Origin of the sequence: Bradyrhizobium dasycarpum (genome assembly GCF_042019905.1) — a bacterium.
Taxonomy (GTDB): Bacteria; Pseudomonadota; Alphaproteobacteria; order Rhizobiales; family Xanthobacteraceae; genus Bradyrhizobium; species Bradyrhizobium japonicum_B.
This window is the reverse complement of the sequence record NZ_CP169574.1, coordinates 2129562-2145339: the sequence shown is the minus strand read 5'-3', so window position 1 is coordinate 2145339 and position 15778 is coordinate 2129562. Positions and strand designations below refer to the sequence as shown.

12 protein-coding genes and 1 tRNA gene are annotated in these 15778 nt (G+C 64.7%); 10 read left to right on the top strand and 3 right to left on the bottom strand.

Annotation, left to right across the window (positions count from 1 at the left end; all coding sequences use genetic code 11):
* Positions 1-121 precede the first annotated feature (121 nt).
* From ACETMP_RS10650 to ACETMP_RS10615, 8 genes are all read left to right on the top strand, one after another.
* Positions 122-1042, top strand: a complete 921-nt coding sequence (locus tag ACETMP_RS10650; RefSeq protein ID WP_375160900.1) for a dihydrodipicolinate synthase family protein — start codon at positions 122-124, stop codon at positions 1040-1042.
* A 26-nt stretch (positions 1043-1068) separates the two neighbouring features.
* On the top strand, positions 1069-2511 hold the full coding sequence (locus tag ACETMP_RS10645; protein ID WP_375160899.1) for an FAD-binding oxidoreductase: 1443 nt from the start codon (positions 1069-1071) through the stop codon (positions 2509-2511).
* Entirely contained in the window at positions 2508-3614 is a 1107-nt protein-coding gene (locus ACETMP_RS10640) for a four-carbon acid sugar kinase family protein (RefSeq protein ID WP_375160898.1), read from the top strand. The genes ACETMP_RS10645 and ACETMP_RS10640 overlap by 4 nt, the downstream gene beginning before the upstream one ends.
* Positions 3611-4648, top strand: a complete 1038-nt coding sequence (gene pdxA / locus ACETMP_RS10635; RefSeq protein WP_375160897.1) for a 4-hydroxythreonine-4-phosphate dehydrogenase PdxA — start codon at positions 3611-3613, stop codon at positions 4646-4648. Before ACETMP_RS10640 ends, pdxA begins: the two co-directional genes overlap by 4 nt.
* A gap of 13 nt (positions 4649-4661) precedes the next feature.
* Positions 4662-5792 (top strand): iron-containing alcohol dehydrogenase, encoded by a 1131-nt coding sequence (locus tag ACETMP_RS10630; protein ID WP_375160896.1) that lies wholly within the window; start codon positions 4662-4664, stop codon positions 5790-5792.
* A gap of 60 nt (positions 5793-5852) precedes the next feature.
* Positions 5853-6824 carry a Bug family tripartite tricarboxylate transporter substrate binding protein gene (locus ACETMP_RS10625; protein WP_375160895.1) on the top strand — a complete coding sequence of 324 codons (972 nt, stop codon included), beginning with the start codon at positions 5853-5855 and terminating at the stop codon, positions 6822-6824.
* A gap of 144 nt (positions 6825-6968) precedes the next feature.
* A tRNA-Gln gene (locus ACETMP_RS10620) sits at positions 6969-7043 on the top strand.
* Positions 7044-7214: 171 nt separating this feature from the next.
* The gene (locus ACETMP_RS10615) at positions 7215-7577 is read left to right on the top strand and encodes a DUF1428 domain-containing protein (RefSeq protein WP_028135745.1); all 363 of its coding nucleotides are present in this window, start codon (positions 7215-7217) and stop codon (positions 7575-7577) included.
* Positions 7578-7588: 11 nt separating this feature from the next.
* Here the strand turns inward: ACETMP_RS10615 and ACETMP_RS10610 are convergent, their stop codons facing one another.
* The 3 genes from ACETMP_RS10610 to ACETMP_RS10600 all read right to left on the bottom strand — a co-directional run bounded on the left by ACETMP_RS10610 (position 7589) and on the right by ACETMP_RS10600 (position 12531).
* The gene (locus ACETMP_RS10610) at positions 7589-8155 is read right to left on the bottom strand and encodes an invasion associated locus B family protein (protein WP_375160894.1); all 567 of its coding nucleotides are present in this window, start codon (positions 8153-8155) and stop codon (positions 7589-7591) included.
* 63 nt (positions 8156-8218) lie between these two features.
* Entirely contained in the window at positions 8219-11365 is a 3147-nt protein-coding gene (locus ACETMP_RS10605) for a multidrug efflux RND transporter permease subunit (RefSeq protein ID WP_375160893.1), read from the bottom strand.
* Positions 11362-12531, bottom strand: coding sequence for an efflux RND transporter periplasmic adaptor subunit (locus ACETMP_RS10600; RefSeq protein ID WP_375160892.1), 1170 nt, complete (start codon positions 12529-12531; stop codon positions 11362-11364). The genes ACETMP_RS10605 and ACETMP_RS10600 overlap by 4 nt, the downstream gene beginning before the upstream one ends.
* Positions 12532-12915: 384 nt before the next feature.
* Here ACETMP_RS10600 and ACETMP_RS10595 point away from each other — a divergent pair, with 384 nt between their 5' ends.
* Together ACETMP_RS10595 and ACETMP_RS10590 are read left to right on the top strand one after the other, a co-directional pair.
* Entirely contained in the window at positions 12916-13155 is a 240-nt protein-coding gene (locus ACETMP_RS10595) for a hypothetical protein (protein WP_375161882.1), read from the top strand.
* A 223-nt stretch (positions 13156-13378) separates the two neighbouring features.
* Positions 13379-15778 (top strand): TonB-dependent receptor, encoded by a 2400-nt coding sequence (locus ACETMP_RS10590; protein WP_375161881.1) that lies wholly within the window; start codon positions 13379-13381, stop codon positions 15776-15778.

Here is a 15778-nt window from a genome sequence, read left to right as displayed (position 1 = left end):
CGAATACCTTGCCAATGGCAACCATCGCCCTTGACGTGGCGGCCGGCTGATTTTACGACAGGTCACGCTAATAACAAATGTTCGCATTCCGAACAATGCTGATGTGACGATCGGAGGAAGCTTGTCGACACCATCGCTGCACCCCCGTGGCGTGTTCTCCGCCGCGCTGACGCCGCTCGATGCCGAGCTCGCCCCCGATCACGCGCGCTTCGTCGCGCATTGCCGCCATCTTCTGGATGAAGGCTGCGACGGCATCGCGCTGCTGGGTACGACAGGGGAGGCGAACTCCTTCTCCGTCGCCGAACGCACGGCTCTGCTCGAGGCGGTGGTGGCGGCCGGAGTCGCTCCGCAACGTCTTCTGCCGGGCACCGGTGTTGCCGCACTCAGCGAGACCATCGCCCTGACACGGCACGCGCTTTCGGTCGGCGTCGATACCGTCGTGATGCTGCCGCCGTTCTACTACAAGGGCGTCAGCGACGACGGCATCTACGCCTCCTATAGCGAGATCGTGCAGCGCATCGGCGATGCCAGGCTCAAGGTCGTGCTCTATCACATCCCGCAGATGTCGGCGCAGCCGATCTCTCATGCGCTGATCGAGCGGCTGCGTGCGGCTTATCCGGCGACGTTCGTGGGGATCAAGGATTCCTCGGGCGACTTCGCCAACATGACCGCAATAGTCGACCGCTTCCCGGGCTTTTCGGTTTTGGTCGGAGCCGATCCCTTGCTGCTGCCGTTGCTGCGCAAGGGCGGCGCGGGCTGCATCACAGCGACCTCCAATCTGGTCGCGCGCGATCTGGCCTATGTCTACAAGCATTTTAACGACAGCGACGACGACGCGGCGCTCCAGGCGGCGCAGGCGCGCATCGTGAAAGCGCGCGAGCTGGTCTCGCGCTTCCCGCAGATGGCGTCGCTGAAGACGCTGGTGGCCGAGCGCACCGGCCATACCGGATGGCAGCGTTTGCGGCCGCCGCTGGAATCCTTGCCGTCGGCTCAGGCGAAGGAGCTGCTCGCAACGGCCGCTGCATTCGCAGCCGCCGCTTAAGGCCAGGCCCGAGAGGCGAGGATCCGATGTCCGACTCTTTGCAGGATGTGGTGGCCGGGCTTGCTGCGATCGTCGGCGACAAGCACGTCATCGCACCCGGATCCGACCAGGAGCCCTACGTGGTGGACTGGCGCGGGCGCTATCACGGCCGCGCCGCCGCGGTGGTGAAGCCCGGCTCGACCGCAGAGGTCGCCGCGATCGTCAAGTTCTGCGCGGCACGCCAGCTCGCGATCGTGCCGCAGGGCGGCAACACCGGCATGTGCGGCGCCGCGACGCCGGACGATCGCGCGGGCAATGTCGTAATCCGGCTCGACCGGATGCGGGCGGTGCGCAACGTCAGTCCGCTCGCCAACACGATCACGGTGGAGGCCGGCTGCATCCTGTCCGAGGTGCAGAACGCGGCCCGTGACGTCGATCGGTATTTCCCCTTGAGCCTGGGCGCCGAAGGCTCCTGCCAGATCGGCGGCAACATCTCGACCAATGCCGGCGGCACGGCCGTGCTCCGCTACGGTCCGACGCGCGATCTCGTGCTCGGGCTGGAGGTCGTGCTGCCTGACGGACGCGTCTTCGACGGCCTGCGCGCATTGCGCAAGGACAACACCGGCTACGCGATCAAGCAGCTCTTCATCGGGGCAGAGGGGACGCTCGGCATCGTCACCGCGGCCGTGCTGAAGCTGTTCGCGCCGCCGCGCAGCTCGGCGCTAGCGCTGCTGAAATTGCAAGGGGTGGAGCAGGCGCTCGAAATCATGCAGCGGCTGCGCGGCACGGTCGGCGACCGGCTCGGCAGTCTCGAAATCATGTCGCGGTCGCAGATCGAGGCGATCGCGGCGACGGTGCCGCATGTCGCGATCCCCTTCGAGCTGACGACGCCGTGGTATCTGATCGTCGAGCTGACCGACGCGCTTCCCGGCGTCGACCTCGACGAGCCGCTCGCCACGGTGCTGGCGGAGGCGATGGAGGCGAAGCACGCCGAAGACGTGATCCTCGCGTCAAGCCTCGCGCAGGCCAAGGCGATCTGGGCGGTCAGGCACAGCGTGTCCGAAGGCAACAAGCGTAGCGGCTACGTTGTGTCGCATGACAGCGTGGTGCCGCTGGAGCGGCAGGCAGCCTTCGTCGCCAACGTCGAAGCCCGGATCAAGGCCGCTGTTCCCCATGCTAACGTGGTGATGCACGGCCATATCGGCGACGGCAACATCCATGTCATCGCACTGATCGATCGCGCCCGTTGCCAGGACCCGGCCGCGACGGCCGCTCTGGTCGCCGAGATCAACGGGATTGTCGACGACGAGACCGCGGCGCAGAATGGGGCGATCAGTGCCGAGCACGGCATCGGCATCACCAATCGCGGCCGACTCGCCCGCGTCACCGACCCGCTCGACATCGAGCTGATGCGCGATATCAAGCGGCTGTTCGATCCGAATGGCCTGATGAACCCGGGCAAGATCTTCGGCGCGGGAGCGGCACGATGACGAGCATCCGCCTGCTGGCCGACGATCTCACCGGTGCGCTCGACACCGCGGCGGAGTTCGTCGGGCTGGGCGGACCGTTCGACGTCGTCTGGTCGGAAGCGTTTGCGCCGCGGGAGTCCGGCAGCTTCGCCATCGATAGCGGCACCCGCGAGCGCTCGAAGGCCGACAGCGTCGAGATCGTCGGGCGACTGGTGCCATACCTTCAGAGCGGGACGATCGCTTACAAGAAAGTCGACAGCCTCCTGCGGGGCGCTTGGGCGGCCGAGCTGGGCGCCTGCCTGCGCAATGGCCATTGGGCCTCGTGCGTGGTCGCGCCCGCGTTCGACTACCAGGGGCGCCGCACCGTCAGCGGCCAGCAATTCGCCCGAACCGTGCATGGCGATTGGCATAAGGTCGGCGACAATCTGCTGGATCAATTGAGGCAAGAGGGCATCGAGGCACGACAGGGCACGGCCGACACGCTCTCGCAAGGCGCCGTTCAGGTGTTCGATGCAGAGAACGATCTCGACCTCGATCGCGCCGTCGAGATGGCGCGGCGCATGCCGGGGCCGGTGCTGTGGTGTGGCAGCGGCGGCCTCGCCGGTGCGCTGGCCCGCAGCCATCGTGCCGATGCACCGAACCAATTGAAGCCGCCGGTGCTGGGCCTGTTCGGCTCCGATCAGGCGGCCACCGCATCGCAACTCGCGGCATGCGGCGAAGTCGCCATCGCGCTGGCCGAGGGCGAGGGCGGCGCGGGCGTTCGACGCAAGCTGGCCGACGAGGGCGTGGCGCTGGTCAAATTCTCCCTGGCCGACGGTCTGTCGCGCGTCGAGGCGGCGCGGCGGATCGCGCGCGAGATGAGCGGGCTGATCACGTCGCTCGAACCACCGGGCACGCTGATCGTGGCCGGTGGAGAAACCCTGAAGGCCGCCTGCGTTGCCCTCGGCGCGCATGCGCTCCAGGTGACAGGACGTATCGTGCCGGGATTGCCGCGCTCGATCCTGCAGGGCGGCCGCTGGGCCGGTGTCGACGTCATCTCGAAATCAGGCGCATTCGGCCCGAGCGCGCTGTGGCGCGACCTGCTCCGGGACAATCATCTGCTCAGAATGGAGAGTCCGACATGACCTCTCGTCATCTTGCCATCACCATGGGCGATCCGGCCGGGATCGGGCCGGAGATCATCGTCAAGGCCTGCGTCGGGCTGAAGGACCGGATCGCGAGCGGCGATCTGCGCCTGCTGGTCATCGGCAGCGGCGCGGCGCTCGATGGCGCGAAGGCTGCGCTCGGCACCGACATCGCGATCCCCCAGGTCTCAGCGGAGGACCGCGACTGGCCCAACCTCTGCTACCTGCAAGCCGACGCCGAGGGCGATCCGATCAAGCCCGGCGTGCTCAGCGCCGATGGCGGCCGCTTCGCCTACAAGGCGATCGAGCAGGGCGTGCGCCTGACGCAGGCCGGCCGGACCGCGGCGATCGTCACCGCGCCGCTCAACAAGGAAGCGCTCAACAAGGCCGGCTATCATTTCCCAGGCCATACCGAGATGCTGGCGCATCTCACCGGCGTGCGCGGCTCGGTGATGCTGCTCGCCCACGGCAACATGCGTGTCAGCCACGTCTCGACCCACGTGGCACTGGAGGACGTGCCGAAGCGTCTGACGCCGGAGCGGCTGCGCATGGTGATCGACCTCACCAACGATGCCTTGCTGCGGCTCGGCATCGCCAAGCCGAAGATCGCCATCGCCGCGCTCAATCCGCATGCCGGCGAGGGCGGCCTGTTCGGCCGGCAGGATATCGACGTGTCCGCGCCGACGATCGCCAAAGCAGTTGCGGATGGCCTCGATGTCGTCGGGCCCGTGCCCGGCGACACCATCTTCGTCAAGCTGCGCGCCGGCCAATACGATGCAGCGGTCGCGATGTATCACGACCAGGGGCACATTCCGGTCAAGCTGCTCGGCTTCCAGGTCGATCCCGCGACCGGCCGCTGGCAGGAGCTTTCCGGCGTCAACATCACGCTCGGCCTGCCGATCATCCGCACCTCGGTCGATCACGGCACCGCCTTCGACATCGCCGGCACGGGCATCGCCAACGAGCACAGCCTGATCGAGGCCATCGACTATGCCGAACGGCTGGCCGCCGGCGCCTCCGCATCCAAATCATGAGATCGAACGCACGATGACCAACGCCTTTACGCCCATCGAAATTCAGCGCCCCACCATCCTCGAGTTCGGCAACGGCACGATCGTCGCGGCGGCGCGCTTTGCCGAGCGGATCGGCGCCCAGCGGCCGCTGGTGATCTCGGATCCGTTCAACGCGCGGCGCGTCGACCTGCTGGCGCTGCCGGGCGCCGTCAAGGTGTTCGGCGAGGTCAAGCCAGAGCCGGACCTGCCCAATCTCGAGAAGGCGGTGGCGATGGCGAAGGACGTCAATCCCGATCTCGTCGTGGGTTTTGGCGGCGGCAGCGCGATGGACCTCGCCAAGCTGGTTGCGGTGATGTGCAGGGGTGACGTGACCTTTGCCGACATCGTCGGGCCGGAAAAGGTGGCGGGCCGCGGCGTCGCGCTGATGCAGATTCCGACGACGTCCGGCACCGGGAGCGAGGCCGGCACCCGCGCGCTCGTCACCGATCCCGTCAGCCAGAACAAGCAGGCGGTGCAGAGCCGCTTTATGCTGGCCGACATCGCTATCGTCGATCCGGACCTGACAATGACCGTGCCGAAGGAGGTCACCGCGGCGACCGGGGTCGATGCGCTGGCGCATTGCGTCGAGGCCTATACCAGCCGCAAGGCGCATCCGGCGATCGATCTCTACGCGCTCGAAGGCGCCCGCTTGGTCGGACGTTATCTCAAGCGCGCGGTGGCCGACGGCGACGACCGCGAGGCGCGTGCCGGCCTCTCGCTGGCCTCGCTCTACGGCGGCTATTGCCTGGGACCGGTCAACACGACCGCCGGCCATGCGGTGGCCTATCCGCTCGGCACGCGTCACCATGTGGCGCATGGACTGGCCTGCGCACTGATCTTCCCGCACACGCTGGCCTTCAACATGCGGGCCGTGGAGGCGAAGACGGTCGCGGTGCTGGGTGCGCTCGGCTTGCCGGAACGGACCGATCCGCAGCTCGCATTCGACGCCACCTACGCCTTCTGCAAGGATCTCGGCATCGAGATGCGGCTCTCCGCGCTCGGCGTGCCCAGGAACGATCTCGGCGTGATGGCCGACGAGGCGCACGCCATTCGTCGCCTGCTCGACAACAATCCGCGCGACCTCGGCCGGGATGCGATCCTGACCATGTACGAGGCCGCGTTCTAGCCCATCTGCCGCTCGCGGCAGTCAATCAACAACAACACAGTGAAAGCAGAGGAAACTTCGATGAGATCGATGTGGTTTGGTCTTGTGCCGGCACTGGTGCTGGCGATGTCGCCGGCGAAGGCGCAGGAGGCTTATCCGTCCAAGCAGGTGACGGTGATCGTTCCCTTCGCCGCCGGCGGCACAGCCGACATCTTCGCGCGCATGGTCTCCAACCATTTGCAGGCAAAGTTTGGCAAGCCTTTCGTGGTCGAGAATGTCGGCGGTGCCGGCTCGATCCTCGGGGTGACGCGGCTGGCGAAATCGGCGCCGGACGGCATCACGCTCGGCGTTGCCAGCACGTCCGCGCTTGCGATCAACCCGTCGCTCTATGGGCCCAAGCTCAGTTACCAGCCGGACAGGGATCTGGTGCCGGTCGCGCAGATCAGCGTCGTGCCCAACGTGCTCGTCGTCAATCCCAACAAGATCAAGGCGCGCACTGTACCGGAGCTGATCGCCTATCTGAAGGCGAATCCGGACAAGATCTCTTTCGGCTCGGCCGGTGTCGGCACCTCGCAGCATCTTGCCGCCGAGCTGTTCCAGCAGATGACCGGCACCAAGATGGTGCACGTGCCCTACAAGGGCTCGAGCCAGATGCTGACGGACCTGCTGAGCGGACAGATTGATCTCGCCTTCGACAACGTGCCGCTGCTGCTGCCGCAGGTGAAGACCGGCCAGCTCGCGCTGCTCGCGACCGCAACGCCCAAGCGCGCCGACTTCGACCCGCAGGCCCCGGCCGTTGCCGAATTCCTGCCCGGCTTCGAGGCGGTGGCCTGGCACGGCTTCTTCGTTCCTGCCGGAACGCCGAAGCCGATCGTCGAGAAACTCTCGGCAGAGATCCGCGCCTTCATGCAGCAGCCGGAGACGGTGCAGAAATTGGCCGAGCTCGGCGCCACCGCGGTCGCCGTCGATTCCGAGCCGTTCGCGGCCTACATCGCCGCCGAGACGGCGCGCTGGAAGAAGGTGATCGAGGCCGCAAACATCAAGCTGGAGTAGGAATGATCCATCCACCGCAGCGCTTGCCAGCCCGGGGACGAGCGGGTAGAACGCTGCCACGCCTGAGCCGTGATTTGCGCCATACGCGCTGCCGGCGACAGTCGAACAAATCAGCAAGTCATTGAATTTGTTCGACTATTCTGTTGGGGAATGGTGTAACGGTAGCACAACAGACTCTGACTCTGTTTGTCTTGGTTCGAGATCCAGGTTCCCCAGCCAGTTCCGGGCGCTTTTCAAAGTCCAGCTTCCGTGTAGAGCGTCGGCAGGGACGTTCGCGCCATTGGCCGCGCCGCCGCTCGCGACGGTTTGCCTCATCCTGAAATCGTATCTCGACGTCGGATCGCGGCGCGCTCCGTCGTCCTTGGGCCATACAACCCAAGGAGATCCGTGATGCCCTATGTCGATGGTTTCGTTCTGGCGGTGCCGAAGGACAAGCTCGAGGCCTACAAGACGCTGGCGACGACCGCCTGCACGATCTGGATGGAGCACGGTGCGCTCGATTATGTCGAATGCATCGGTGACGACGTTCCCTATGGCGAGCTCACCTCGTTCCCGCGTGCCGTGATCGCGAAGGAGGACGAGATCGTGGTGTTCGCCTGGATCGTCTATCGGGACCGCGAGAGCCGCGATGCCATCAACAAGAAGGTGATGGCTGACCCGCGGCTGAAGATGGAGGGCATGCCGTTCGACGGCAAGCGCATGATTTATGGCGGCTTCAACACCCTGCTGCGGGCAAGCGACGTGATCGGCTGACGAGAGGCGAGCTACTTGATCTTGTCGTAGGCCGCAGCGAAATCGCCGAGCGGCATCGGAATCGTGATGGTCTCCTTGGCCATGTTCTGGAAGGAGACCTTCAACTGCTTGCCCGCCCTGAAAGCGGCGAGCAGGTCCGCCGCGATCGGGGTCGAGGCGTAGCAGCCGCGGTTCTCGCAGGTCTGGATCTGCAGGTCGAAGGTCTTGCCTTCGTCGACCTGGAGCTTGGCGCCGACGGGAAGGTTGAGGCCGAGCGGCAATTGCAGCAGCGCGATCGGCGTGCGGGTGTCGGGCGCAATGCGGATGTTGATCAGGACGACGGTCTGGCCGGTCTTGGTCAGCACCGCGTTCTGCTCCATCGCGCATTCGAGCGGAGCCTCGCGGCTGGCGCTGGTGCAACGGACGATCCAGCCGGGCTGCCCGGGAGCACCGTCAGCCTGTGCTTGGGTCGGCGCGGGCGAGGACTGCGCGGCGGGGGCAGGCGCTGCGTTCTTCTTCGCGCTCTGCTGGGCCTGCGCGGCGGCCGCCGACAACAGGATAGCGGCGGCGAGAGCGGCAAGTCTGGATTGCAAGAGCATGGCGAAACCACGTTGGCGTTAACCGAGGCCTCGCTGTAGCGTCGCGGCGGCCGCGGCGCAAGCTTACTCGGCGGCTTCCTTCACAGTGCCCGGTGCGGGCGCCTCGTCGCCTTCGTCGTCACCCGAACGGCCCCAGGTCGAGAACCAGTTGTTGAGCTTGTCGAGATAGAGATAGACCACGGGGGTGGTGAACAGCGTCAGCGCCTGGCTGACGATCAGGCCGCCGACCATGGCGTAGCCGAGCGGCTGGCGGATCTCGGCGCCGGTGCCGTGGCCGAGCATCAGGGGCACGCCGCCCAGCAGCGCGGCCATCGTCGTCATCATGATGGGGCGGAAGCGCAGCAGCGCGGCCTGGCGGATCGATTCCTCCGGCGTCTTGTGCTCGTCGCGTTCGGCGGCGATCGCAAAATCGACCATCATGATGCCGTTCTTCTTCACGATGCCGATCAGCAGGATGATGCCGATCAACGCAATCAGGCTGAAGTCGAAGCCGGCCGCCATCAGGATCGCAAGCGCGCCGACACCGGCCGAGGGCAGCGTCGACAGAATCGTGATCGGATGGATGTAGCTCTCGTAGAGAATGCCGAGGATCAGGTAGACCACGACGAGCGCGGCGAGGATCAGCAGCGGCACGGTGCCGAGCGACTGCTGGAACGCCTGCGCCGTGCCCTGGAAGCTCGAATTGAGCGTAGGCGGCGCGCCGAGATCGGCCATCGCCTTCTGCACCGCCTCGGTCGCCTGGCCGAGCGCGACGCCTTGCGCGAGGTTGAAGCTGATGGTGATTGACGGGAACTGGCCCTGATGGCTGATCGAGAGCGGACGGACCGGATCGGTGGTCCAGGTCGCGAATGTCGACAGCGGCACCTGGTCGCCGGTCAGCGGCGATTTGAGATAAAGCTTGTTGAGGCTGTCGAGATTGCCCTGCATCTCCGGCAGGATCTCCAGGATCACCTTGTAGGTGTTGAGCTGGGTGAAATATTGCGTGACCTGCCGCTGTCCGAACGCGTCATACAGCGTGTCGTCGATCAGCTGCGGCTGGATGCCGTAGCGAGCGGCGGTATCGCGGTTGATCTTGAGCTGGACGGTGGTGCCCTGCGTCTGCTGGTCGGTCGCGACGTCGCGCAGCTCCGGCAGGGTCTGCATCTTGGCGAGGATCTTGGGCGCCCATTCGTTGAGCTCGTCAAGATTGGCGTCCTGCAGCGTGAATTCGAACTGCGTGCGCGTCGGCCGGCCGCCGAGCCGCACGTCCTGGGCCGCCTGCATGTAGAGGCGGGCGCCCTCGACCTTGTCGAACTGCGGACGCAGTCGCGCGATGATCTGCTGCGCCGAGGCCTCGCGCTGGTCGCGGGGCTTCAGCGTGATGAACAGGTTGCCGTTGTTGCCGGCGCGGCCGCTGCCGCCGATCGACATGGCAACGCTGGCAACGTCGGGATCGGCCAGGATGATCTTGCCGAGCTCCTCCTGGCGCCGGGTCATCTCCTTGAACGAAATGTCCTGCGAGGCTTCCGAGGTGGCGGTGATCAGCCCGACGTCCTGCTGCGGGAAGAAACCCTTCGGGATCAGGACGAACAGGTAGATCGACAGTCCGAGCGTGACGAAGAAAATCGCAAGCGTGGTGCGCCGCCAGGCGAGGGCGTGATCGAGCACATATTCGTAGCCGCGCAGCATCGCGTCGAAGGCGCGCTCGCTCCATTGATAGAAGCGGCCGTGCTGCACCTCGCCATGGGCGCGCAGGAAGCGCGAGGCCATCATCGGCGTCAGGGTCAGCGACACGAACATCGAAACGAAGATGGTCATCGCCAGCACCACGGCGAATTCGCGGAACAGGCGCCCGATGATGCCGCCCATCAGGAGCAGCGGGATCAGCACCGCGACCAGCGAGATGCTGATCGAGACGATGGTGAAGCCGATTTCCTTGGAGCCCTTGAAGGCGGCCTCCATCGGCGAGTCGCCTTCCTCGATGTAGCGGGTGATGTTCTCGAGCATCACGATGGCGTCGTCGACCACGAAACCGACCGCAATGGTGAGTGCCATCAGCGACAGATTGTCGAGCGAATAGCCGACGGGCCACATCAGGGCGCACGCACCCAGCAGCGCCAGCGGAACCGTGACGGTAGGAATGACCGTCGCCCAGAAACTGCGCAGGAAAATGAAGATCACCATGACGACGAGCGCGATGGTCAGCAGCAGCGTGAATTGGACGTCCTCGACCGCGGCGCGGATGGTGGTGGTACGGTCGCTGATGAGCTCGATCTTGATCGCGGGCGGGATCGCGGCCACGAGGCGGGGCAGGGTCGCCTTGATCCGGTCCACGGTCTCGATGACGTTGGCCCCGGGCTGCTTGAAGATCACCAGGAACACGCCGCGCTTGCCGTTCGCCCACGCCGCCTGCTTGGCGTCTTCGGCGGCACTGACCGCCCGGCCGACGTCGCGGATTCGCAAGGGACCGCCGTTGCGATAGGCGATGATGACGTCGTTCCAGTCCTTCGCCTGCGTGAGCTGGTCGTTGGCGTAGATCGTGTAGGCGCGCTTCTCGCCGTCGATATTGCCCTTGGGACTGTCGACGGTGGTGATCGCGATCTGGCTGCGGACGTCCTCCATCGACAGGCCCTTGGCGACCAGCTTCGCGGGGTCGACCTGGATGCGGATGGAGGGTTTCTGCTGGCCGCCGATGAAGACCTGCGCCACGCCCGACAGCTGACTGATCTGCTGGGCGAGCTGGGCATCGACCGCGTCGCTGACGCTGGTCAGAGGCAGCGTATCCGATGTCGCCGACAGCAACAGGATCGGCGCGTCGGCCGGGTTGACCTTGCGGTAGGTCGGCGGCGAGGGCAGGTTCTTCGGCAATTGGCCGCTGGCAGCGTTGATGGCGCCCTGTACGTCGTTGGCGGCGCCGTCGATGCTGCGGTTGAGGTCGAACTGGATGGTGATCGACGCGGTGCCGAGATAGCTCGTCGAGGTCATCTGGGCGATGCCGGGGATCTGGGCGAACTGGCGCTCCAGCGGCTGGGCCACGGACGAGGCCATCGTCTCGGGGCTGCCACCCGGCAAGTTGGCGGTGATCTGGATGGTCGGGAAGTCGACCTGCGGCAGCGGTGCGACCGGAAGCAGGGGATAGGCGACGAGACCGACAAAGAGGATGCCGGCCATCAGCAGCGAGGTGCCGATGGGATAACGGATGAAAGGTGCCGAAATCCCGCCCTCGGTCATTCCTGTCGCACCTTGTTCTGGGCCGGGTTCGAGCTCGCCACCGCCGTCGAGACCAGGCTTCCGGGCTGCACCTTGAACTGGCCGCCGGTGATCACCTGCTGCCCCGGGCTCAAGCCTTCCTCGATCACCGAACGTCCGTCGATGGCGTAGCTGACCTTGACCTTGTGCAGCTCGGCCTTGTTGTCCTGATTGACGGTGTAGGCGTAGAGGCCATTGGTGGAGTGCTGGACCGCGTCGTCCGGAACCACGGTCGCATCCTTCAGCGTCCGCACCAGAAGCCGCGTCGAGACCGATTGGCCCGGCCACAGCGCGTGGTCCTTGTTCTCGAACACGGCCTTGAGCCGGATCGTCCCACTGCTGGTGTCGACCTGGTTATTGATGACTGCAAGCTTGCCCTCGGCCAGCGTCTTCTTGCCGTCGGTGGTAAAAGCAATCACCTTGAGCGCGCCGCTCTTCTGGCCTTCGCTGATGTAGGGAAGCTGGTCTTCCGGCGCGGTGAAGATCACGGAGATCGGCTCGACCTGCGAGATCGTGACGATGCCCGTCTGCGTCGAGGCGTTGACGATGTTGCCGACGTCGACCTGACGCAGGCCGGCGACGCCGGTGATCGGCGCCTTGACCTGGGTGTAGTCGAGCTGGGTCTGGGCGTTGGCGATCGCGGCTTCGTCGGCGGCGATCTGGGCGGTGAGCTGGGCGACGGTCGAGCGCTGGGTGTCGACCCGCTGCGCGGTCGCGAATTCGCCGAGCTTCATGGCGCGCTGAAGCTCCAGATTGGCGTTGGCGAGGCTCGCCTCATCCTGTGCCTTCTTGGCCTTGGCCTGGTCGAGCGCGGCCTGATAGGGACGGGGATCGATCGAGACCAGAAGCTCGCCCTGCTGGACGATCTGGCCTTCCCTGAACGTGAGCTTGTCGATCTGACCGTCCACCCGGCTGCGGACTTGGACGGTGTTGAAACCCTGAACCGTGCCGAGACCGGTCAGGTAGACCGGGAAGTCGATCTTCTGGACCGGCGCAACGCTCACGGGGACGGAGGGCGGGCGTGGCGGCCCCTTCTGGGCGGTCTGGGTTTTTCCGGCCCCCGGTCCGAATTTCTGCCAACCATAGTAACCCGCGGAGGCCACGGCCGCGATGATCAGAAGCCAGAGGATCGGCCGGGACTTTTTCATGTCGTCTCGTGTCGGCTCGTGTGCCCTCAGCTTAGAATAATAGGGCAATCGCAGGGTTCCAGCGCGTTGTATAATACACGCCAAGTTCCAGTGTAAACAGCACTATCCGTTGATAATCCTAAACAATTGGAAAGCTTTGCACCATGTGGGCAGTGCTCTGGCGCGGCACTGTGCAGCGCTGCATTTTCGCGGACGGGGCGGTCGGAGAGCAAGTCTTGGACGATACCTCTTGGATGATACCCGCAGACGGTGTGCTCGAGCCGACGCCACGGCCGAACCCCGCCCGTGCGGCTAACAAGAACAGTTCTAAATCGTGCGGACGCCGTTTCGGTTGTCAGCAATTCCGACATCATTCATATCGGCGCGCCACCAATGGAGCGCAGCATGGACGAATTGAACGGCAAGCTGATCGCGTGTCAGATTCTGATCACGGGATTGATCGCGCGCGTGGCCAACGAGCAGCGCGATCCATTGCGCTTCCTCACCGACTTTCGGGACGAGATCAAAGCCGTGGTGAACGGCATCAACATCGTGGGCATGGACAGTACCGATCGCGTGCGCGCCGTGGCGCAGAAAACCGTCGACGAATTGTTTTCGCTGATGAAGCCGCCAAGCAGCGATTGATGCTGTGAGGGAGGCTGCGATTGCGCGGCGAGCGGCGCATTTCTTAGAAACGAGTCCAATCGCAGTTTAGAACGGTTTCAAACTCTAATTTAGAATTGTTTTGATCTGGATCGATTCAAGGGTTCTTGCGAGGTGCTCGCATTGACCCACTATTTTGCGGCCGATACCAACACTCGTTGTTCGCCGAAGAGGATGAGCGAACAGGAAGATGGGGCGTTTGGTAATGGGACAGGTGGTCGCACCGAAGTCGTTGCGTTCGGTCGCAGCATTCGATCTGGTGGATGAGAAATTCGCGGGCGTTTCCGGCAAGAAGGTTTCAGCGGTTGCGAGCTTGATCGCGGCGGCATCGGTGTCGAGCGGCGCGCAGGCGCAGCAGTCGAACCTGCCGCCGGTGACGGTCGACGCACCGATCGAGCGGCCGCGTCCGACGGCATCGAAGCCCTCGCCGGAGCAGGTCCGCGCCCGCAATGCTATTCGTCGCGCCGCGCAACGCGAGGCGGCCCAACAGACGGCTCCGACGACGCCGTCAGGCGCTCCCGACGGCAATCCCTATGCCGATCCGGCCGCACCCTACAAGGTCGACCACGTCCAGGCCTCGGGCAAGTTTCCCGAGAAGATGCTGAATACGCCGAAGTCCATCACGGTGCTCAGCAAGGAAGTGCTGGAGGACAAGAACGCCACGACCCTGAAGGAGATCGGCCGCTCGACCGCGGGCGTGACGCTGGGCTCGGGTGAGGGCGGCAACGCGTTCGGCGACCGCTTCTTCATCCGCGGCTTCGACGCGCGCAACGACGTGTTCATCGACGGCATCCGCGATCCCGCCGTGTCCATCCGCGAGAACTTCTTCACCGAGCAGATCGAGATCCTGCGCGGCCCGGCATCGTCCTACGCCGGCCGCGGCACTGCCGGCGGCGCCATCAACATCGTCACCAAGCAGGCCGGCGACGTCAATTTCAAGCGGATGGACTCCGAGTTCGGCACCGACCAGACCAAGCGCGTCACGCTCGACGTCAACCAAGTCATCGATCCGACCTTCTCGGTTCGCGCCGGCGGCCTGTTCCAGGACGCCAACGTCGCCGGCCGCGACCACGTGACCGACAATCGCTGGGGCAGCTTCATCTCGACCAAGTACACTCCGACAAACGACATCAAGATCACGACGAACTACGTCCACACCGACCTCAGCGGCTATCCGGATTTCGGCGTGCCTTACTACAAGCAGGGCAACGTGCCGGTGACCTCGGCCGGCATTCCGCGTCAAAACTGGTACGGCTTCCTCAACCGCGACTTCCAGACGGCGCGGCAGGATTTCGGCACCGGCATCATCGAATACAAGGTCAACGAGGCCATTACGCTGACCAGCAAGGTGCGCGGCGAGCACTCGCTGCTCAACTATATCGGCACGCTGCCGCAGAATCCGAATACCACCAGTCCCAATCCGCTGCTCTGGACCACGACGGCGAGCGCGCAGAGCCGCTACCAGAACGTGGACGTGTGGGCCAATCAGAACGAGGCCACGTTCAAGCTCGACACCGGCGGGGTCAAGCACACGGCGGTGTTCGGTGTCGAATATTCGAACGAGAACATTTCGATCGATCGCTATGCAGGACTGGCGTCGGAACTGTCCGGCTCCGCCTTCACGAGCAACGGTGCCGTGACCGGCGTCAATCTCTACGCGCCGCAATACACCTACATTCCGTTCGGGATTCCTTCGCTGCTCGGAAACCCGACGCGCTACGGCGTCAACACCAGCAGCGTGTATGTCATGGATACCGCGAACTGGCAGGACACGATCATCGTGAACGGCGGCGTGCGCTATGACGGCTACAGCCAGAGCGCGTCGAACAATGGTCCGCAATATGTGAAGCAGAGCTCCGATCTGGTGAACTACAACGTCGGCCTGGTCTACAAGCCGATGTCGATCGGCAGCATCTATGGTGCCTACGCGACCTCGGCCAATCCGTTCGGCTCGGAGCTCGACGCGACCGGCACCGAGTACGGCGGCGTTCCCGCCAACTCGACCATCTTGCTCGGGCCCGAGCGCAACAAGGCGATCGAGCTCGGCACCAAATGGGAGCTTGCCGATCGCCACCTGCTGGTCACCGGTGCGCTGTTCCAGACCACCAAGGACAACGCGCGCGAGACCGTCAACGGTCTGCTTACCTCGGGTGCTGCCTACAGGATCCAGGGCATCGACATCGAAGCCGAGGGCAAGATCACCGATCGCTGGAGCATCTTCGGCGGCCTGGTGCTGATGCAGTCCAAGGTCACGCAGAGCGGCGTTGCTTCGAATCTCGGGTTGCAACTGGCCAACATTGCGCACCAGTCGTTCAGCATACTAACCAAGTACAAGTTCGACGACGGCTGGGAGCTTGGCGGCCAGGCGGTATACCGTTCCAAGGTCTATGGCGGCACGTTCGCGGCCAACACCAACGAGCTGCCGAGCTATTGGCGCTTCGATGCGTTCGTCGAGAAGAAGATCGACAAGAACTGGACCATGAAGTTCTACGCGCAGAACCTGACCAACAAGCTCTATTACGACTCGTTCTACCGCAGCAACGTACCGTTCGTGGCGGTCGCGCCTGGCCGGGCGTTCTACGTCGTGACCACAGCGAAGTTCTGA

Bases quoted from the DNA above. Each gene is read 5' to 3' on its own strand.
- pdxA (WP_375160897.1), top strand. From the start codon at position 3,611: ATGACCTCTCGTCATCTTGCCATCACCATGGGCGATCCGGCCGGGATC.
- ACETMP_RS10615 (WP_028135745.1), top strand. From the start codon at position 7,215: ATGCCCTATGTCGATGGTTTCGTTCTGGCGGTGCCGAAGGACAAGCTC.
- ACETMP_RS10600 (WP_375160892.1), bottom strand. From the start codon at position 12,531: ATGAAAAAGTCCCGGCCGATCCTCTGGCTTCTGATCATCGCGGCCGTG.
- ACETMP_RS10610 (WP_375160894.1), bottom strand. From the start codon at position 8,155: ATGCTCTTGCAATCCAGACTTGCCGCTCTCGCCGCCGCTATCCTGTTG.
- ACETMP_RS10625 (WP_375160895.1), top strand. From the start codon at position 5,853: ATGAGATCGATGTGGTTTGGTCTTGTGCCGGCACTGGTGCTGGCGATG.
- ACETMP_RS10605 (WP_375160893.1), bottom strand. From the start codon at position 11,365: ATGACCGAGGGCGGGATTTCGGCACCTTTCATCCGTTATCCCATCGGC.
- ACETMP_RS10590 (WP_375161881.1), top strand. From the start codon at position 13,379: ATGGGACAGGTGGTCGCACCGAAGTCGTTGCGTTCGGTCGCAGCATTC.
- ACETMP_RS10630 (WP_375160896.1), top strand. From the start codon at position 4,662: ATGACCAACGCCTTTACGCCCATCGAAATTCAGCGCCCCACCATCCTC.
- ACETMP_RS10595 (WP_375161882.1), top strand. From the start codon at position 12,916: ATGGACGAATTGAACGGCAAGCTGATCGCGTGTCAGATTCTGATCACG.
- ACETMP_RS10645 (WP_375160899.1), top strand. From the start codon at position 1,069: ATGTCCGACTCTTTGCAGGATGTGGTGGCCGGGCTTGCTGCGATCGTC.
- ACETMP_RS10640 (WP_375160898.1), top strand. From the start codon at position 2,508: ATGACGAGCATCCGCCTGCTGGCCGACGATCTCACCGGTGCGCTCGAC.